The following is a 16,526-nucleotide window of genomic DNA, read 5'->3' on the forward strand; positions in this document are numbered from 1 at the left end:
CGAAGCATGGACGCCACCGTCAACCCTTCCGCTCGCACCGTCGAGACCGACGTGCTGGTCGTCGGTGGCGGCGGCTCCGGCCTGGCCGCGGCCATCGAAGCCGCGCGCGCCGGCCGCCAGGTGGTGCTGATCGAGAAGAACCCGCAGACCGGCGGCAGCACCGGCTGGTCGGTCGGCTCGATCACCGCGACGCGCACGCCCGACCAGCAACGCAAAGGTATCGTCGACGATCCGCAGCATCACTTCGAGGACATGGCCAAGCTGGCCGGTGCGCTGCTGCCGCGCGACAACCTCGCACTGCGGCACACGCTGGTGCACAACGTGACCGACACGGTGGCCTGGCTGCGCAGCCTGGGCGTGGAGTTCTTCGGCCCCGGCGCGGAGCCGCCGCACCGCCTGCCGCGCATGCACAACGTGCTGCCGACCTCGGGCTCCTATGTCTGGCACCTCACACGCGCCGCGCGCCGCGCCGGCGTCGACATCCACCTGTCGACGCGCGCCTCGCGCATCGTGCTCGACGGCGACACGGTGTGCGGCATCGAGGCGCGCGATGCACACGACCAGCCGGTGCTCTACACCGCGCGCCATGGCGTGGTGCTGGCGGGCGGCGACTACAGCGGCAGCGTCGACTTCAAGACCCGTTACGGCTCGGCGGCGCTGGCGCGCGTGCCGGCGGTCAACGCGACCAACACCGGCGACTGCCAGCGCATGGTGCTCGAGATCGGCGGCGAGGTGCTCAACGGCGACCTGATCCTCGGCCCGGTGATGCGCTTCGCGCCGCCGCCGCGCAAGGGCCTGGCGCAGCGCGTTCCGCCCTGGGCGCCGATCACGCGCACCATGGCCTGGCTGCTGCATCACCTGCCGAGCACGATCGTGCATCCGCTGGTGATGCGCTTCATGACCACCGTGCTCGGGCCCGAGGCCGCGCTGTTCGCCGACGGCGTGCTGCTGGTCGACCGCAACGGCCAGCGCATCCAGCCGATCGAAGGCAGCCTCGGCAAGGCGGTGGCTGCGGCGCCCGAGCGCAGCGCCTGGCTGATCTTCGACGACCGGCAGGCCGAACGCTACAGCGCGCCGCCGCATGCGGTGTCGACCGCGCCGGGCATCGCCTGGGCCTACTTCGGCGACTACGTCCGCACGCGGCCCGACCTGTACACGAAGGCCGGCGACGCAACGGCGCTGGCCAAGCAGCTGGACATGCCGCCGGCCGCGCTGCTGGCCTCGCTGAACAACAGCCGCGAACCGCGGATGGGACCTTTCCATGCGCTCGGCCCGATCCACAGCTACGTCGTGCTGACCGACGGCGGCGTCAGGGTCACGCCCGAACTGCAGGTCGTGGTGCGCGGCTCGATACCGGTGCGCGGCCTCTATGCCGCGGGCTCGACCGGCCAGGGTGGCCTGCTGCTCGAAGGGCACGGCCATCATCTGGGCTGGGCCTTCACCTCGGGCCGCATCGCCGGCCGGCATGCCGCCGCGGCGACCACCACCATCCTGTCCTCCACCACGTTGCCATGACGGAATCCTGGTCCCTGCCCGACGTGCTCGAAGCACGCACCCGCGCTGCGCCCGACCGCGCCTTCTTCTCGATGATGGGCGAGCCCGCGCTGTCGGTGGGCGAGATGGCGCTGCGCTCGCTTCGCATCGCCAACGGCCTGCGCGAACTCGGCGTCGGCTTCGGCGACCGGGTGCTGGTGATGCTGCCGAACTGCACCGAATTCATCGAGGCCTGGTTCGCGATCAACCGGCTGGGCGCGGTGCTGGTCACGGTCAACACGGCCTACCGCGGCAGCTTCCTCGAGCACTTGGCGAACAACTCGGGCGCGCGCGTGATGATCGCGGCGGGCGCCTTCGTGCCGGTGGTGCTGGCCTCGGAAGACGCGATGCCTGGCCTCGAACGCCTCGTGGTGGTCAAGCCCGACGCCGCGCAGCCCGCGCGCCCGCAACGCCTGCCAACGATCGACTTCGAATCGCTGCGCGCAGCACCCGAGCGCGGGCTCGACGTGCGCGTGACGCCGCGCGATCTCGCCGCCATCGTCTACACCTCGGGCACCACGGGCAAGTCCAAGGGCGTGATGATTCCGCATGCGCAGATGGTCCTCAATCCGCACGTGTACATCGACCAGCTGGGCATCGGCCGTGACGACGTTTTCTATTCGGCCCTGCCGCTGTTCCACACCAACGCGCTGGCGCTGCAGGTGTACGGCGCGCTGATCGCCGGCTGCCGCGTGCACCTGGCACCGCAGTTCAGCGCCAGCGGCTGGCTGCCCGACGTGCGTGCCAGCGGTGCCACGGTGACCAACCTGCTGGGCGTGATGACCGACTTCGTGTTCCGCCAGCCGGCCACGCCCGAGGACGCCGACAACGCGCTGCGCATCGCCAGCGCGGTGCCGATGCCGGCCTTCGCGCCGGTCTTCGAGCAGCGCTTCGGCGTCCAGCTGGCCGAGTTGTACGGCTCGACCGAGGCCAACTGCCCGCTCTACCAGCCGCGCGACGAAGCGCGCCGCGACGGCGCCTGCGGCAAGGTGGTCGAGCGCTGGTTCGAATGCCGCATCGCCGATCCGGACACCGACCACGAGCTGCCGCACGGCGAGGTCGGCGAGCTGCAGGTGCGGCCGAAGGTCGCCGATGGCTTCATGGCCGGCTACAACGCGATGCCCGAGGAGACCGTCAAGGCCTGGCGCAACCTGTGGTTCCACACCGGCGATGCGATGCGCCGCGATGCCGATGGCTACTACTACTTCGTCGACCGCATGAAGGACTGCATCCGCCGGCGCGCAGAGAACATTTCCTCCTTCGAGGTCGAGCAGGTCGTGATGCAGCACGAAGGCATCGAGGAAGCCGCCGCCATCGGCATCCGCTCGCCCGACGAGGACAACGAGCAGGAAGTGAAGATCTGCGTGGTCGCCAAGCCCGGCGCAGCGGCCGACGCGGCCGCGCTGCATGCCTTCTGTGCGGCGCGCATGCCGGCCTTCGCGGTGCCGCGCTTCATCGAATTCTGCGACGCGCTGCCGAAGACGCCGACGCAGAAAGTCCGCAAACAGGAACTGCGCGAACGCGGCGTCACACCCGAGACCTGGGTGGCGCCGGCGCCCGCACCGCGTGTCCGCACGCCCTCTTCTTCCGGAAACAAATCCTCATGAACTTCAACAGCGCCGCATCGATCGCCGGCATCGGCTGGACCGACTACACGCGCAACTCGGGCAAGACGGTCGAGGCCCTTGCACTCGAGGCTTGCCGCAATGCGATCGAGGACGCCGGCCTCGTGCCGGCCGATGTCGACGGTATCGTGAGCTTCGGCCTCGGCGACACCGCGACCACCAGCGTCGTCGCCACCGGCCTCGGCCTGCCGGTGGTGAACCACTATGCCGACTACGGCGCCGGCGGCAACATGGCCTGCGGCGTGGTGCTGCATGCGGCGATGGCGGTGGCCACCGGGCAGGCCGACCACGTGCTGGTCTATCGCGCACTGAACGGTGCCTCGGGCGTGCGCTACGGCGGCGCGAAGTTTTCCGAGCTGCTGGCCGAGAGCAGCATCCATTCGGACGCCGAGCCGCAGTTCCTCGATACCTGCGGCATCACCATGCCGGCGCAGCACTTCGCGATGCTGTGCCGTCGGCACATGATCAAGTACGGCACGACCGACGAAGACCTGGCCGCGGTCGCGATGAACGGCCGTGCCCATGCCGCCGACAACGCACGCGCGATGAAGCGCGCGCCGATGTCGCTCGACGACTACCGCGCCTCGCCCTGGATCGCGGAACCCTTTCGCATGTACGACTGCTGCCTGCAGAGCGACGGCGCCTGCGCGCTGCTGATCACATCCACCGAACGCGCGCGCGACCTGCGCCACAAGCCGGTGACGGTGCGCGCCGGCATCACCGGCAGCGGTCCGGCCAACCGCGGCCTGATGTGGGGCAACTACTGGGGCGACCATTCCGAGTGCTATGCGCGCTTCATCGCCGACCGCCTGTTCGGCATGGCGGGCATCGAACGCGGCGACCTCGACTTCGCGCAGGTCTACGACTGCTTCACCTACAGCGTGATCGGCCAGTTCGAGGATTTCGGCCTGTGCGAGAAGGGCGGCGCCGGTGCCTTCTTCCGCGAAGGGCATGCGCGCATCGGCGGCAAGCTGCCGGTCAACACGGCCGGCGGCCTCTTGTCGGAGGCCTACATCCACGGACTCAACAACGCGGTCGAGGCCGTGAGCCAGCTGCGCGGCGACGCCGGCACGCGCCAGGTCCGGGGCGCAGAACTCGGGCTGGTGACCGCCGGCGGCGCGACCTCCACCGGCAGCGCGCTGATCCTCGGAGTCGACGCATGAACACATCTTTGCTCGATCTTCCGCTGCCGCGTCCGACGCTGCTGACGCAGCCCTTCTGGGACGCGGCCCGCGCGCATCGGCTGATCATCCAGCGCTGCGATCGCTGCGGCAGGCTGCGCTTCTATCCGAGCGAGGGCTGCACGCATTGCGCATCGCCGGACTTCACCTGGATCGACGTCTCGGGGCGCGGCCATGTGTACAGCTGGATCGTGGTGCGGCGTTCGGTCGACCCGGCCTGGCAGCGGCGCGCGCCTTTCGTGAGCGCGATCATCGAGCTGGATGAGCAACGCGGCGTGCTCGTGCCGGGTCTGCTGACCGATATCGCGCCGGAGCAGGTGCGGGCCGACCTGCCGGTGCAGGTGTGGTTCGAGCAGGTGTCGCCGGAGATCTCGATGCCACGCTGGCGCCCGGCCGGCACGGAGGCGTAGATGCAAGCCGCGTCGCAGCGGGCGCCGAGCCGGCTGGCCATCGTGAGCGGCGCGAGCAGCGGCATCGGCAAGGCCACGGCGCTGCAGCTCGCGGCGCAGGGCTGGCGCGTGCTGGCGCTCGGCCGCCGCGCTGCCGCGCCCGCCGAATTCGCCGCACTCGATGCCATCCGCTACGGCTCGGGCGACCTGGCGCAGGAGGACGCGGCACAGCTGCTGCAGCGCGTGGCGCCGGACGCACTGGATGCGGTCGAGGCGCTGGTCCATTGCGCCGGCCATGACCTCGGCGGCGGCAAGCCCTTCGACCAGCACGCGCCCGGCGAGTGGCTCGCCGGCCTGCGCCTCAATGTCGAAGCCGCGATGCGGCTGACGCAGCTGTGCCTGCCTGCGATGCTGGCGCGCGAGGCCGGTGACATCGTTCTCATCGGCTCCATCACGGCGCGCCGCCCTGCTGCCGGCCTGGCCGCCTACAGCACCGGCAAGCACGCGCTGCGCGGCTTCGCGCAGGCCTTGCGCGCGGACTATCCGGATTCCGGCGTGCGCATCACGGAGATCGCGCCCGGCGTGGTGCGCACCGGCTTCGCCGGCAGCCGCCTGCATGGCGACACCGCAGGCGCCGATGCGTTCTACCAAGGCTTCGCACAGCTCCTCGAACCCGAGGATGTCGCGCGCGCCGTGTGCTATGCACTCGCGCAGCCGCCGCATGTCTCGATCGCGGAGATGGTGCTGCTGCCGACGCGAGAGCGGCGATGAGCGACGTCCTGGCTGCACCGCGGCGCTGCGCATTGGTCGCGGGTGCGCTGGGCCTGGTCGGCTCGCGCCTGCTCGCGGCGCTGCACGATGGCGGCTGGCGAACCATCGGCATCGCGCGTGCCGCGGATCCGCAGCCCGCATCCGCAGAGAACCATCTGCATCTCCCGCTCGACTTGTCCGACCCGGCCGCGTGCCGGCGCCAGCTCGGGCCGCTCGCCGGCGAGGTCACGCACGTCTTCTTCGCCGCGCGCGCCAGCGACCTCGATCCGGATCGCGAGACGCGCGCCAACCTCGCGATGCTGGTGAACCTGCTCGATGGCCTCGACGACCCGCCGGGCGCGCTGTCGCATGTGTGCCTGGTGCATGGCACCAAGTGGTACGGCAGCCATCTCGGCCCTTATGCGACGCCGGCGCAGGAGGACGATCCGCGCTGCGACGCGCCGGTCTTCTACTACGCGCAGCACGACGAGATGCGGCGCCGCGCGCGACTGCGCGGCTGGACCTGGTCGACCGTGCGGCCCCACATCGTGCTCGGCGTGGGCACACAGTACCCGCACAACTGCGTCACGCTGCTCGGCGCCTACGGCTCGCTGTGCAAGGCGATGGACCTGCCGTTTTATTTTCCCGGTTCGGACGCCGCCTTCGATGCCCTCTCGCAATGCACCGACGCCGATCTGCTGGCGCGGGCCATGATCTGGTCGGCCACCGAGGCGCGCGCCGCGAACCAGGACTACAACGTGATCAACGGCGATTACTTCCGCTGGCGCCGCCTGTGGCCGCGGCTGGCCGAATTCTTCGGGCTGCCGAGCGCGCAGGCGCGCCCGATGTCGCTGGTGCAAAGCTTCGGCGGCGCCGAGGCGCAGTGGCAGCGCATCGTCGCCGCGCACGGGCTGCAGCCGCTCGCGCTGAACCAGCTGGCCAACTGGCGCTTCGGTGACTTCCTCTTTGCCGCGACCTGGGACGACATGTCGTCCACCATCAAGCTGCGCGAGCACGGCTTCCACGACACGGTGTCGACCGAGGCTTCGCTGCTCGGCCACCTGGCGCGGATGCGCGCGGCGCGCCTGATCCCCTGACCTACCGACAAGGAACGCCGCATGCCGCTCTCCGACCCCGCGCCGCGCCGCGCCGTGCACCGGCGCCTGGTGGAAACACAGGCCTATCGCCGCGACGACGGCCTGTGGGACGTGGAGGCCCATCTGCGCGACACCAAGGCCTTCGACATGCAGGACTTCCGCCGCGGCACGATCCCGGCCGGCGGCCCGATCCACGACATGTGGGTGCGCGTGACCATCGACACCGGCCTGGTGGTGCGCGCGGTCGAATCGTCGAGCGATGCCGCGCCCTTCGTGCCCTGCGCCGCGCGCAGCGACGAGTTCGCCGCGCTGATCGGCATGCCGATGGCCAGCGGCTGGCGCCGGCGCGTGCACGAGATCTTCGGCGGGCGCAACAGCTGCACGCACCTGGTCTCGCTGTTCGAGCCGATCGCGACCACGGCCTACCAGGCGCTGTGCGGCGGCGACGATCCCCTGGGCGAAGATCCGCTCGCGGCCAGCGTGCATCAGGTGCAAAAGCCTTTCTTCGTCGACGGCTGCCGCGTCTGGCGCGAGGACGGCGAGACGGTGGCGATGGTGTTCCCCGATGCGGCGTGGCGCGCGAAGGCGTCGGCATGAGCGATGCGATGTTCAACCTGGCCGGGCGGACCGTGCTGGTGTCCGGTGCATCGAGCGGCATCGGGCTGCATGTGGCGCGGACCTTCGCGGCGGCCGGCGCGGCGGTGGCGCTCGCGGCGCGCCGCGGCGATCGCACCGAGGCCGCAGCCGCGGCATTGAACGCAGCCGGCCACCGCGCCGCATCGGTGTACCTCGACGTCACCGACCTGCGCAGCATCGCGCCGGCTTTCGATGCGGCCGAGCAGCGGCTCGGTGCGCCGGTCGACGTGCTCGTCAACAACGCCGGCGTGCTGCATGCCGAGACCTTCGTCGGTCATGCCGATGCCGACCTGGATCGCGTCATCGACACCAACCTCAAGGGCGCGTTCCGCGTCGCGCAGGAGGCGGCGCGCCGCATGCTGGCGCTGCGGCGCGGCGCGATCGTCAACGTCGCCTCGACGGCGGCCTTGCGCGCCGGCAGCTTCATGGCGAGCTATGCGGCCTCGAAGGCCGGGCTCATCCAGTTCAGCCAGGTGATGGCGCTCGAGCTGGCGGGCAAGAACATCCGCGTCAACGTGCTGTGCCCCGGCAACATCGAGACCGACATGCAGGCCACGCTGACCGACCGGGGCTTTCACGACGCGATGCTCAAGCGCACGCCGATGCGCCGCTTCGGCGTTCCCGAGGATCTCGATGGCGCCTTTCTGCTGCTCGCGTCCGATGCGGGGCGCTACATCACGGGTGCCGTGCTCACGGTCGACGGCGGTCAGACGCTCAGCTGGATGTGAGGCGCCGGTGCGCGCTCAGCGTGCGGCGGCCTCGCGTTCGCGGTCGGCACGCTTCAACGCCAGGTAGGTCGCGAGATCGGTTTCATCCAGCTGCTCCGGATACTGCGCGATGGCGCCGAACCACTGGCGCAGCCGCGCCTCGAAGCGCTGCGGCGCCGGCACGGCGACGCCGTCCAAATAGGCATCGAGCGTGAGGAAATAGCGCATCGCGTTGCGCTCCACCAGGCCGCGCAGGCCATGGATGTATGCGGGCCGGCCTCGGGCATCGGCGCCCACCACCGTGAAGCCGACCTTGTGGCTGCCGAAGGTCGCGAGATAGGCCATGGTGGCGAGCCGAGCCATCATGTTGTGGTCGTAGGCATAGCCGAAATGCAGGAAGGTCTGGTGCGGGTTCAGCGCGACGGCTTCGAGCGCCACACGGTAGTTGCGCGTGCCCAGCGGGCCGGCCGCGGCATGCAGGTCGATCGCGAGGTAGTCGCGCGCGTTGCTCGCATTGCGCCAGTCGAACGCGATCTCGATCGCCTGCTCGACCGGCTTGTCGTAGCGGCGCACCACGCTCAGCGTGAGCGTGTCGCCTTCGGGCCGCCGCGTCACGCGGCAGCGCCGGTTGTCGATGTGGAGCATCAGCATCTCGCACCAGGGCGCCGCATCACCGAGTGTGTCGCGCAGCTCGTCCAGCGGGTGGTCGACGATGGCGTAGACATCGCCCTGCACACCGTCCGGCGTCTCGGACGAATCGAGGTGGACCGAACGGTTCAGGCTGCTGTGCGCGAGCGCGTCGGCCAGCTGGTACTGCATGTCGCGCAAGGCCTGCGCCGACCCGGCCTCCGGCGCCGCCCGCGATGCAAGCGCCAGCGCGCCGAGCGCGAGCCCCAGACCGACGCGAAGAAGGCAGCGGCACGCGATGACCCGCAGGCGATTCATGCCCGACACCATACAACGGCGTGGGCCGCGTGCAAACGCGCGCAGCGAGGCGCCGGCTCAGCGGCCCTTGCGGATCGCCTTGGTGCCGGCAGGCCTCGCGCGGCCCGCGCCGTTGTCGCGCGGCGGCAGGCCGGTGTGCTGCGTGAGGATGCGGCCCTTGGGCGGCTGGACCGGCGCCATGGCCTCGACCGCGGTCGAGTTCTTGCGCCGCGCGCTCTGGTAGCTGCCGTCGGTGAGCGGCTGCCAGGTCGGGATCAGGTGCTGCTTGCCGTTGCCGATCAGGTCGGCGCGACCCATGGCCTTGAGCGCCTCGCGCAAGAGCGGCCAGTTGTTGGCATCGTGGTAGCGCAGGAAGGCCTTGTGCAGGCGGCGGCGCTTGTCGCCGCGCACGATGTCCACGGTCTCGCTGGTGCGCGTGATCTTGCGCAGCGGATTGCGGTCGGTGTGGTACATCGTCGTCGCAGTGGCCATCGGCGACGGATAGAAGGTCTGCACCTGGTCGGCGCGAAAGCCGTTCTTCTTGAGCCAGATCGCGAGGTTCATCATGTCCTCGTCGCTGGTGCCCGGATGGGCCGCGATGAAGTACGGGATCAGGTACTGCTTCTTGCCCGCCTCGGCGCTGAACCTGTCGAACATCTGCTTGAACTTGTCGTAGCTGCCGATGCCGGGCTTCATCATCTTGGTGAGCGGGCCCTGCTCGGTGTGCTCGGGCGCGATCTTGAGGTAGCCGCCGACGTGGTGCTGCACCAGTTCCTTCACGTACTCGGGTGACTGCACGGCCAGGTCGTAGCGCAGGCCGGAGCCGATCAGGATCTTCTTGATGCCCTTGAGCGCACGCGCGCGGCGATAGATCTTGATCAGCGGATCGTGGCTGGTGTTGAGGTTCGGGCAGATGCCCGGGTAGACGCAGCTCGGCTTGCGGCAGGCCGATTCGATCGCGGGCGACTTGCAGCCGATGCGGTACATGTTGGCGGTCGGCCCGCCCAGGTCGGAGATGGTGCCGGTGAAGCCCTTCACCGAATCGCGGATCGCCTCGACCTCCTTGATGATCGAGTCCTCGGAACGGCTCTGGATGATGCGGCCTTCGTGCTCGGTGATCGAGCAGAAGGTGCAGCCGCCGAAGCAGCCGCGCATGATGTTGACGCTGAAGCGGATCATTTCCCAGGCCGGGATCTTGGTCGCGCCGTCGTGGCTGCCGTTCTCGTCGGCGTAGCGCGGATGCGGGCTGCGCGCATAGGGCAGATCGAACACGTGGTCCATCTCGGCCGTGGTGAGCGGGATCGGCGGCGGGTTGATCCAGACGTCGCGCGCGGTCGCGCCTTCGCCATGGGCCTGCACCAGCGCGCGTGCGTTGCCGGGGTTGGTCTCGAGGTGCAGCACGCGGTTGGCGTGGGCGTAGAGGATGGGGTCGGCGCGCACCTGCTCGAACGAGGGCAGGCGGATCACGGAGCGGTCGCGCGGCGGGACTTTGAGCCTGCGGTCCGGTTGGGCTCCCTCTCCCTCCGGGAGAGGGTTGGGGTGAGGGTTCCCCGTTTTCTTGCGCAGGCTCGGGTTGGGGACGAAGTGGAGCGGCTTCGCCGCGCCCTCACCCCTGCCCTCTCCCGGAGGGAGAGGGAGCAAGACAGGGCCTCGCGCCTCCGCCGCGGCGGCCACCGCCTGCGCCTCGTCCTCCTTCGCACAGCTCGCCCCATTCGCCTTCGCCTGCTCCGACACCATCAGGTACGGATTGACGTGCGCCTCGACGCGCCCGGGCTCGTCGACGCTGGTCGAATCGATCTCGAACCAGCCCTCCGGCGTCTCGCGCCGCACGAAGGCGGTGCCGCGCACATCGGTGATCTGCTGCACCGGTTCGCGCGCGGCGAGGCGGTGCGCGATCTCGACGATCGCGCGTTCGGCATTGCCGTAGAGCAGCAGGTCGCACTTGGCATCGACCACGATCGAACGCCGCACCTTGTCCTGCCAGTAGTCGTAGTGGGCGATGCGGCGCAGCGACCCCTCGATGCCGCCGAGCACGATCGGCACATCGCTCCAGGCTTCCTTGCAACGCTGCGAGTAGACGATGGCCGCGCGATCGGGCCGCTGGCCGCCGACGTCGCCGGGCGTGTAGGCGTCGTCGCTGCGGATCTTGCGGTCCGCGGTGTAGCGGTTGATCATCGAATCCATGTTGCCGGCCGTGACGCCGAAGAACAGGTTCGGCTTGCCCAGCACCTTGAACGGGTCGGCGCTCTGCCAGTCGGGCTGCGCGATGATGCCGACGCGAAAGCCCTGCGCTTCCAGCATGCGGCCGATCACCGCCATGCCGAAGCTCGGATGGTCGACGTAGGCATCGCCGGTGACGACGACGATGTCGCAGCTGTCCCAGCCGAGGGCTTCCATCTCGGCCCGCGTGGTCGGCAGGAACTTCGCCGTGCCGAAACGCGCCGCCCAGTACTTGCGGTAGCTGGTCAGCGGCTTGGCGGCGCGCGTGAAGAAGGAGACGTCGACGGGGGCGTTCATCGGGAAGGAGGACGGCAGGACATGCCGCAGGGGCCCGTTTCGGGCAACCCTTGATTTTACGAGCTTGTGCGTGCGCTGTCGCCCGAAAGGCCATACGTCATGACGGGAGGCGCTCCGTCAATTACTTGCTTTTGTCAATCATTCATTTGACAATGGCAATCATGCCTGCCTCAACTGCCCCACCCTCCGACGCCGCCGCCGTCAAGGCGATCCGCCAGTTCAACCGCTTCTACACGCGCCGGATCGGCGCCCTCGACCCCTATCTGGGCAGCGACATGTCGCTCACGGACGTGCGCGTGCTGTACGAGCTGGCGCACCGCGAGACGCCGGTCGCGAGCGAGATCGGCCGCGACCTGAGCCTCGATGGCGGCTACCTCAGCCGCATCCTGCGCCGCTTCGAGGACCAGGGCTGGCTCACGCGCGAAACGCATGCACGCGATGCGCGCCAGAGCGTGCTGCGCCTGACCGAGGCCGGCCACCAGGCCTTCGCGCCGCTGCAGCAGAAGTCGCGCGACGAAGCCGGCGCCCTGCTCGCACCGCTGTCTGCCGCACAGCGCGCGCAGCTGATCGGCGCCATGGGCACGCTGCAATCGCTGCTCGACCCGGCCTCCGCCGCGCCGGGCAAGCCGCGGGCCGCCGTGCTGCGCGATCCCGCGCCCGGCGACATCGGCTGGGTGGTGCAGCAGCATGGCGAAATCTATGCCCGCGAATACGGATGGAACAGCGAGTTCGAAGCGCTCGTGGCCGACATCGCGGCCCGCTTCCTGCGCAAGTTCCAGCCCGCCTGGGAACGCTGCTGGATCGCCGAGCTCGACGGCGAGCGCGTCGGCTGCGTGTTCGTGGCGCGCAAGTCGGCGACCGTCGCCCAGCTGCGGCTGCTGATCCTCACGCCGCAGGCCCGCGGCCTCGGCCTCGGCGCGCGGCTCACCGACGAATGCATCGCCTTCGCGCGCAGCAAGGGCTACAGGAAGATGGTGCTCTGGACCAACAGCTGCCTGAGCGCCGCGCGCGGCATCTACGCTGCGCGCGGCTTCAGGCGCACGAAATCCGAGCCCTATGAGGGCTTCGGCCAGCAGCTGGTCGGAGAGACCTGGGAACTGAGGCTATAGAGGGTGCGCGTGGCTTGGGGACGAGCCACCGTTATTGCATGAACCAGCCGTGGCTCACCACCAAGGACTGGCCCGTGAGCGCATTCGTAGGAAAGGCCGCGAACAGCAGCGCGACGCGTGCCACGTCGTCGGTGGTGGTGAATTCGCCATCGACCGTGTCCTTGAGCATCACGTTCTTCACCACCTGGTCCTCGGTGATGCCCAGCGTCCTGGCCTGCTCCGGAATCTGCTTCTCGACCAGCGGCGTGCGCACGAAGCCCGGGCAGATCACGTTGGCACGCACGTTGTGTTTCGCGCCCTCCTTGGCGACGGTCTTGGCCAGGCCGATCAGGCCATGCTTGGCGGTGACATACGGCGCCTTGAGCAGCGATGCCTCCTTGGAATGCACCGAGCCCATGTAGATCACGCTGCCGCCGCGGCCCTGCGCGTACATGTGCTTGAGGCAGGCCTTGGTGGTGAGAAAGGCGCCGTCGAGATGGATGGCCAGCATCTTCTTCCAGTCGGCAAAACTGAACTCCTCCACCGGATGCACGATCTGGATGCCGGCGTTGCTGATCAGGATGTCGATGCCGCCGAAGGCCGCCACGGCCTCTTCGACGCCGGCATTCACCTGGTCTTCCACCGTGACGTCCATCGCGACGCCGATGGCCTGCGCGCCGGTGGCCTTGAGTTCGGCGGCCGTGGCATCGGCGGCTTCCTTGTTGAGGTCGGCGATCACGACCTTCGCGCCTTCCTGCGCAAACACGATGGCGATCTCGCGGCCGATGCCGCTGGCCGAGCCGGTGATGAAGGCGACCTTGTCCTTGAGTTGCATGAGCGTTTTCTCCGTGGTGGATGGTGGGTTTGAAAGAATCAGGCCGCGAGATAGTCGTGTTCGACCGTCCCCAGCGCGAGGGTCATGTCGGCAATGTAATGGACGGCCGAGACAATCTCGCGCACGGGCAGCTCCGCCACGGGAGCGAGTGCGTGGGGATGCAGCTCCAGCGATGCCGGGCCGGTCCATGCGCCCTTGAGATTCACGTCGATCATGTGGTAGCGCACCAGCTCGCAGATGCGCGGCGTGCCGTCGACATGCGGGATGATCTTGAGCAGGAAGTTGGGCTGCGCGATGCCCGCGAGCACCGGTGCCGGATCGAGCGCGCGGTGCTTGAAGCCCATGGTCGCCGTGGCGACGCGCACCTTGCCGTAATCGAGCGTGCCGACGATGGTGTCGGTCTCGTAGTCGAGCATCGGCGCGGCCAGCTTCTTCGGAAAGCCCCAGAGCTCGCGGCCGCCGGCGATCGGCGGATGGTCGTTGAGGTACATCGCATGCACGTACGCGCCCTGCTCCACGCCCTTGGCGGTGCGCAGCTGCACCGGGATGACCTGCCCCGATTCGGTGTAGTCGCCGAAGCCGGTGGAGTCGGGCATGCGGATGATTTCGTACTTGACCAGCGGCTCGACGATCTCGAGCGGCTCGGGCACCACCGCGCGCAGCGCATCGGGGTCGGTGCGGTAGGTCACGATCAGGAATTCCCGCTGCATGAAGCGGTAGGGTCCGGGCGGAAACGCCGGACTGGTGAGCGGCATCGCGAAGGCGTTGCGGCGGATGTCGTCGATCTTCATAGAACTCCCTTGGAACGAAGCTTCAATTCCACCTTGTCGGTCAGCGCATGGCTTTCGCCGCCCCGGGCCGGCCGCCTCGACGACGGCCCCATCGGCCGCCTGACGCGCGGCAGGCCCGGCTCACACAGGTCGAAGGTGGTCACACCGTCGGACTGCACATCGCTGCGCAGTGCCTCGGGATGGGCGAGCGTGAGGCGCATGTCGCGCATGCCGGCCTCCCAGTGCGCCTCGACCGTCGCGCGCGAGAACTCGTAGTCCTTCGAATCGAGCTCGTAGGGCTTGTCGCGGTAGATCAGGTGGAAGATGTCGATCGGCTGGCGCGTGAGCTGCGCCTGCACGGCCGCTACCGACGGATCGCTGCGCAGATGGGCCGGCAGCTTGTCGATGAGGTCGGCGATGGCCTGCTGCAGGTTCATGTTGGACGCCAGCGCGTCGGTGTTCATGCGGGTGCGGCTGGAGTAGGTGATGTCCTTCTGGCGCTCCATCACCTGCGAGAGGGTCTTGGGCATCAGGCCGTGCGCGCTGAACAGGTCCACCTGCAGCACCACCAGCGGCTCGGTGCCGGGATGGGTGTCGAGCACGTACTGGATCGGCGTGTTGGACACGAGGCCGCCATCCCAGTAATCGTCGCCACCGATGTGCACCGGCGGAAAGCCCGGCGGCAGCGCGCCGCTGGCCATGATGTGCTCGGGTCCGATGCGCTGCACGGTGTTGTCGAAGTAGATCGAATTGCCGGTGCGCACGTTGACGGCACCGACGCTGAAGCGGGTGTCGCCCTCGTTGATGCGGTCGAAATCGACCAGCCGCTCGAGCGTCTGCCTGAGCGGTGCCGTGTCGTAGTAGCTCAGGAGCGGCGCGGCGCCGCCCAGCAGCAGTTCCGGCGACAGCCGGGGCAAGAAAAAGCCGGGAATCCCGGCCACCACCGCCATCGTCGCGCTCCACTGTTTCAGGGAGGCCTGTTCGCCCAGCCAGGCCGGCCATCGCTGTGCAAGCGCGGACGAGACGAGCTCCCAGAATGCGCGCAGCCGTTCCACGCGCTTGTCGGGCGGGTTGCCGGCGATCAGCGCCGCATTGATGGCGCCGATCGACACGCCGGCGATCCAGCCGGGCTGGTAGTCGGTGCCGCAGAGAGCCTCGTACACGCCGGCCTGATAGGCGCCGAGCGCACCGCCACCCTGCAGCACCAGGGCCTTGGGCGCAGCACGCATGTCGGCGCGCCGGTGACCCGGAAATTCGATGGCGGAGCGGCTCGTTTTCTTCATGCCCCCATTGGACACGAAGCGAGCGACTCCGGCCTGACTTACATCTTCGGCAGCATCTGGCCGCGGATCTCGCCGCCCGCGTTGGCCGCCGTGTGCACGTTGGCATACCAGCGGCCGGACATCAGATCGGCCGCCTGGGCCGGCGTGAGTGTCGCCTCGCCTTCGATCGGGCTGACCGGCTTGGCGAACGGCAGCACGACCGGCGCATTGGCGCCCGCTGCGGCCGGACCGTGGAAATGCGCCGCCGTGGCCGGACCGCTCAGGCCTTCGAAGGTGATCTTGTACTTGAGGACGTTGGTGTCCTTGTTCAGCCAGGCTTCGGCCATGCCGCTGCCGCGCGTCATGTTGGGCGGCACTTCGCTGGCCGCGTTCATCGCGCCGCTGAAGCTCGCGATATGGGACTTCGACATCATCCCGCAGCCCGCGAGGGCCACGGTCGCGACGCCGGTGACGAGAGCCATGCGCAAAAGGGTGCCGTATCGGTTCATGTGCGTTCTCCAGCAACAGTTTCAGGAGCGGCCAGCATAGGGCAAGCGCGGGTCCCTTCCATGTCGGCCACAAGCCCGTCTTTAAGCTTCGGCTGGCATCATCCGCGGCATGGACACCCTGCCCTCTGCCCGCGACGTCGCGGCCTTCTGGCGCGAAGCCGGCCCCAAGCGATGGTTCGCAAAGAACGCAGCCTTCGACGCCGAGTTCAAGTCGCGTTTCGAGGCCGCGCACCATGCCGCCGCGACCGGCGCACTCGACGGCTGGGCCGCCGGTGCCGAAGGCGCGTTGGCGCTGCTAGTCCTGCTCGACCAGTTCCCGCGCAATGCCTGGCGCGGCAGCGGCCACATGTTCGCCACCGATGGCCTGGCCGTGCGCATCGCGCGCGCAGCGATCGAAGCCGGCCTGGACCAGCAGATCGACGTGGCGCTCCGTCCCTTCTTCTACCTCCCCTTCATGCATTCGGAGGCGCTGGCCGACCAGGAACGCTCGGTCGAGCTCAACGGCCGGCTCGATGCGGACACGCGCCGCTACGCCGTGCTTCACCGCGACATCGTCGCCCGCTTTGGCCGCTTTCCGCATCGCAATCGGGCCCTCGGGCGCTGCACGACCGAAGAAGAGCAGCGATTCCTGGATGAAGGCGGTTTCTCCGGATGAATCATTGGACTTGCAAGGTATAGGACCATCTAATACATTTGATGCTTT

General features: G+C 68.9%; 16 protein-coding genes. 10 read left to right on the forward strand and 6 right to left on the reverse strand.

The window, feature by feature from the left end; all coding sequences use genetic code 11:
- The first annotated feature begins 6 nt into the window (after positions 1 to 6).
- The 8 genes from E5P2_RS15500 to E5P2_RS15535 are packed head-to-tail and all read left to right on the forward strand — an operon-like array spanning position 7 to position 7,939.
- Entirely contained in the window at positions 7 to 1,515 is a 1,509-nt protein-coding gene (locus tag E5P2_RS15500; protein WP_162568026.1) for an FAD-dependent oxidoreductase, read from the forward strand.
- Positions 1,512 to 3,140 carry an AMP-binding protein gene (locus tag E5P2_RS15505; protein ID WP_162568027.1) on the forward strand — a complete coding sequence of 543 codons (1,629 nt, stop codon included), beginning with the start codon at positions 1,512 to 1,514 and terminating at the stop codon, positions 3,138 to 3,140. Before E5P2_RS15500 ends, E5P2_RS15505 begins: the two co-directional genes overlap by 4 nt.
- A complete protein-coding gene (locus tag E5P2_RS15510; RefSeq protein WP_162568028.1) occupies positions 3,137 to 4,321 on the forward strand; it encodes a thiolase C-terminal domain-containing protein in 1,185 nt (394 codons plus the stop codon). The genes E5P2_RS15505 and E5P2_RS15510 overlap by 4 nt, the downstream gene beginning before the upstream one ends.
- Positions 4,318 to 4,749: a Zn-ribbon domain-containing OB-fold protein gene (locus E5P2_RS15515; protein ID WP_162568029.1), complete on the forward strand. Its 432-nt coding sequence runs from the start codon at positions 4,318 to 4,320 to the stop codon at positions 4,747 to 4,749. The genes E5P2_RS15510 and E5P2_RS15515 overlap by 4 nt, the downstream gene beginning before the upstream one ends.
- Positions 4,750 to 5,499 carry an SDR family oxidoreductase gene (locus E5P2_RS15520; RefSeq protein WP_162568030.1) on the forward strand — a complete coding sequence of 250 codons (750 nt, stop codon included), beginning with the start codon at positions 4,750 to 4,752 and terminating at the stop codon, positions 5,497 to 5,499.
- Positions 5,496 to 6,575 (forward strand): SDR family oxidoreductase, encoded by a 1,080-nt coding sequence (locus E5P2_RS15525; RefSeq protein ID WP_162568031.1) that lies wholly within the window; start codon positions 5,496 to 5,498, stop codon positions 6,573 to 6,575. Before E5P2_RS15520 ends, E5P2_RS15525 begins: the two co-directional genes overlap by 4 nt.
- A gap of 21 nt (positions 6,576 to 6,596) precedes the next feature.
- Positions 6,597 to 7,172 (forward strand): DUF2889 domain-containing protein, encoded by a 576-nt coding sequence (locus E5P2_RS15530; protein WP_162568032.1) that lies wholly within the window; start codon positions 6,597 to 6,599, stop codon positions 7,170 to 7,172.
- A complete protein-coding gene (locus E5P2_RS15535) occupies positions 7,169 to 7,939 on the forward strand; it encodes an SDR family NAD(P)-dependent oxidoreductase (protein ID WP_162568033.1) in 771 nt (256 codons plus the stop codon). Before E5P2_RS15530 ends, E5P2_RS15535 begins: the two co-directional genes overlap by 4 nt.
- Positions 7,940 to 7,954: 15 nt before the next feature.
- Here E5P2_RS15535 and E5P2_RS15540 read toward each other — a convergent pair whose 3' ends face one another.
- Both E5P2_RS15540 and E5P2_RS15545 read right to left on the reverse strand, forming a co-directional pair.
- Positions 7,955 to 8,863, reverse strand: a complete 909-nt coding sequence (locus E5P2_RS15540; RefSeq protein WP_197908506.1) for a hypothetical protein — start codon at positions 8,861 to 8,863, stop codon at positions 7,955 to 7,957.
- 57 nt (positions 8,864 to 8,920) lie between these two features.
- Complete coding sequence (locus E5P2_RS15545) at positions 8,921 to 11,359, reverse strand: YgiQ family radical SAM protein (RefSeq protein ID WP_162568034.1); 2,439 nt, start codon at positions 11,357 to 11,359, stop codon at positions 8,921 to 8,923.
- 152 nt (positions 11,360 to 11,511) lie between these two features.
- Between E5P2_RS15545 and E5P2_RS15550 the strand changes: the two genes are divergently transcribed.
- On the forward strand, positions 11,512 to 12,468 hold the full coding sequence (locus E5P2_RS15550) for a bifunctional helix-turn-helix transcriptional regulator/GNAT family N-acetyltransferase (RefSeq protein WP_162568035.1): 957 nt from the start codon (positions 11,512 to 11,514) through the stop codon (positions 12,466 to 12,468).
- A 31-nt stretch (positions 12,469 to 12,499) separates the two neighbouring features.
- Here the strand turns inward: E5P2_RS15550 and E5P2_RS15555 are convergent, their stop codons facing one another.
- From E5P2_RS15555 to E5P2_RS15570, 4 genes are read right to left on the reverse strand one after another with little or no spacing between them, the layout of a single operon-like run.
- Entirely contained in the window at positions 12,500 to 13,282 is a 783-nt protein-coding gene (locus E5P2_RS15555) for a 3-hydroxybutyrate dehydrogenase (protein ID WP_162568036.1), read from the reverse strand.
- A 38-nt stretch (positions 13,283 to 13,320) separates the two neighbouring features.
- Entirely contained in the window at positions 13,321 to 14,073 is a 753-nt protein-coding gene (locus E5P2_RS15560; RefSeq protein ID WP_162568037.1) for an acetoacetate decarboxylase, read from the reverse strand.
- Positions 14,070 to 15,335, reverse strand: coding sequence for a patatin-like phospholipase family protein (locus tag E5P2_RS15565; RefSeq protein ID WP_232080714.1), 1,266 nt, complete (start codon positions 15,333 to 15,335; stop codon positions 14,070 to 14,072). The genes E5P2_RS15560 and E5P2_RS15565 overlap by 4 nt, the downstream gene beginning before the upstream one ends.
- 38 nt (positions 15,336 to 15,373) lie before the next feature.
- Positions 15,374 to 15,823, reverse strand: coding sequence for a CHRD domain-containing protein (locus tag E5P2_RS15570; RefSeq protein WP_162568038.1), 450 nt, complete (start codon positions 15,821 to 15,823; stop codon positions 15,374 to 15,376).
- A 109-nt stretch (positions 15,824 to 15,932) separates the two neighbouring features.
- On the opposite strand from E5P2_RS15570, the gene E5P2_RS15575 reads away from it, so the two are divergent.
- Entirely contained in the window at positions 15,933 to 16,478 is a 546-nt protein-coding gene (locus E5P2_RS15575; RefSeq protein ID WP_162568039.1) for a DUF924 family protein, read from the forward strand.
- The last annotated feature ends 48 nt before the right edge of the window (positions 16,479 to 16,526 follow it).

The sequence above is a fragment of the Variovorax sp. SRS16 genome, from assembly GCF_901827165.1.
Taxonomy (GTDB): Bacteria; Pseudomonadota; Gammaproteobacteria; order Burkholderiales; family Burkholderiaceae_C; genus Variovorax.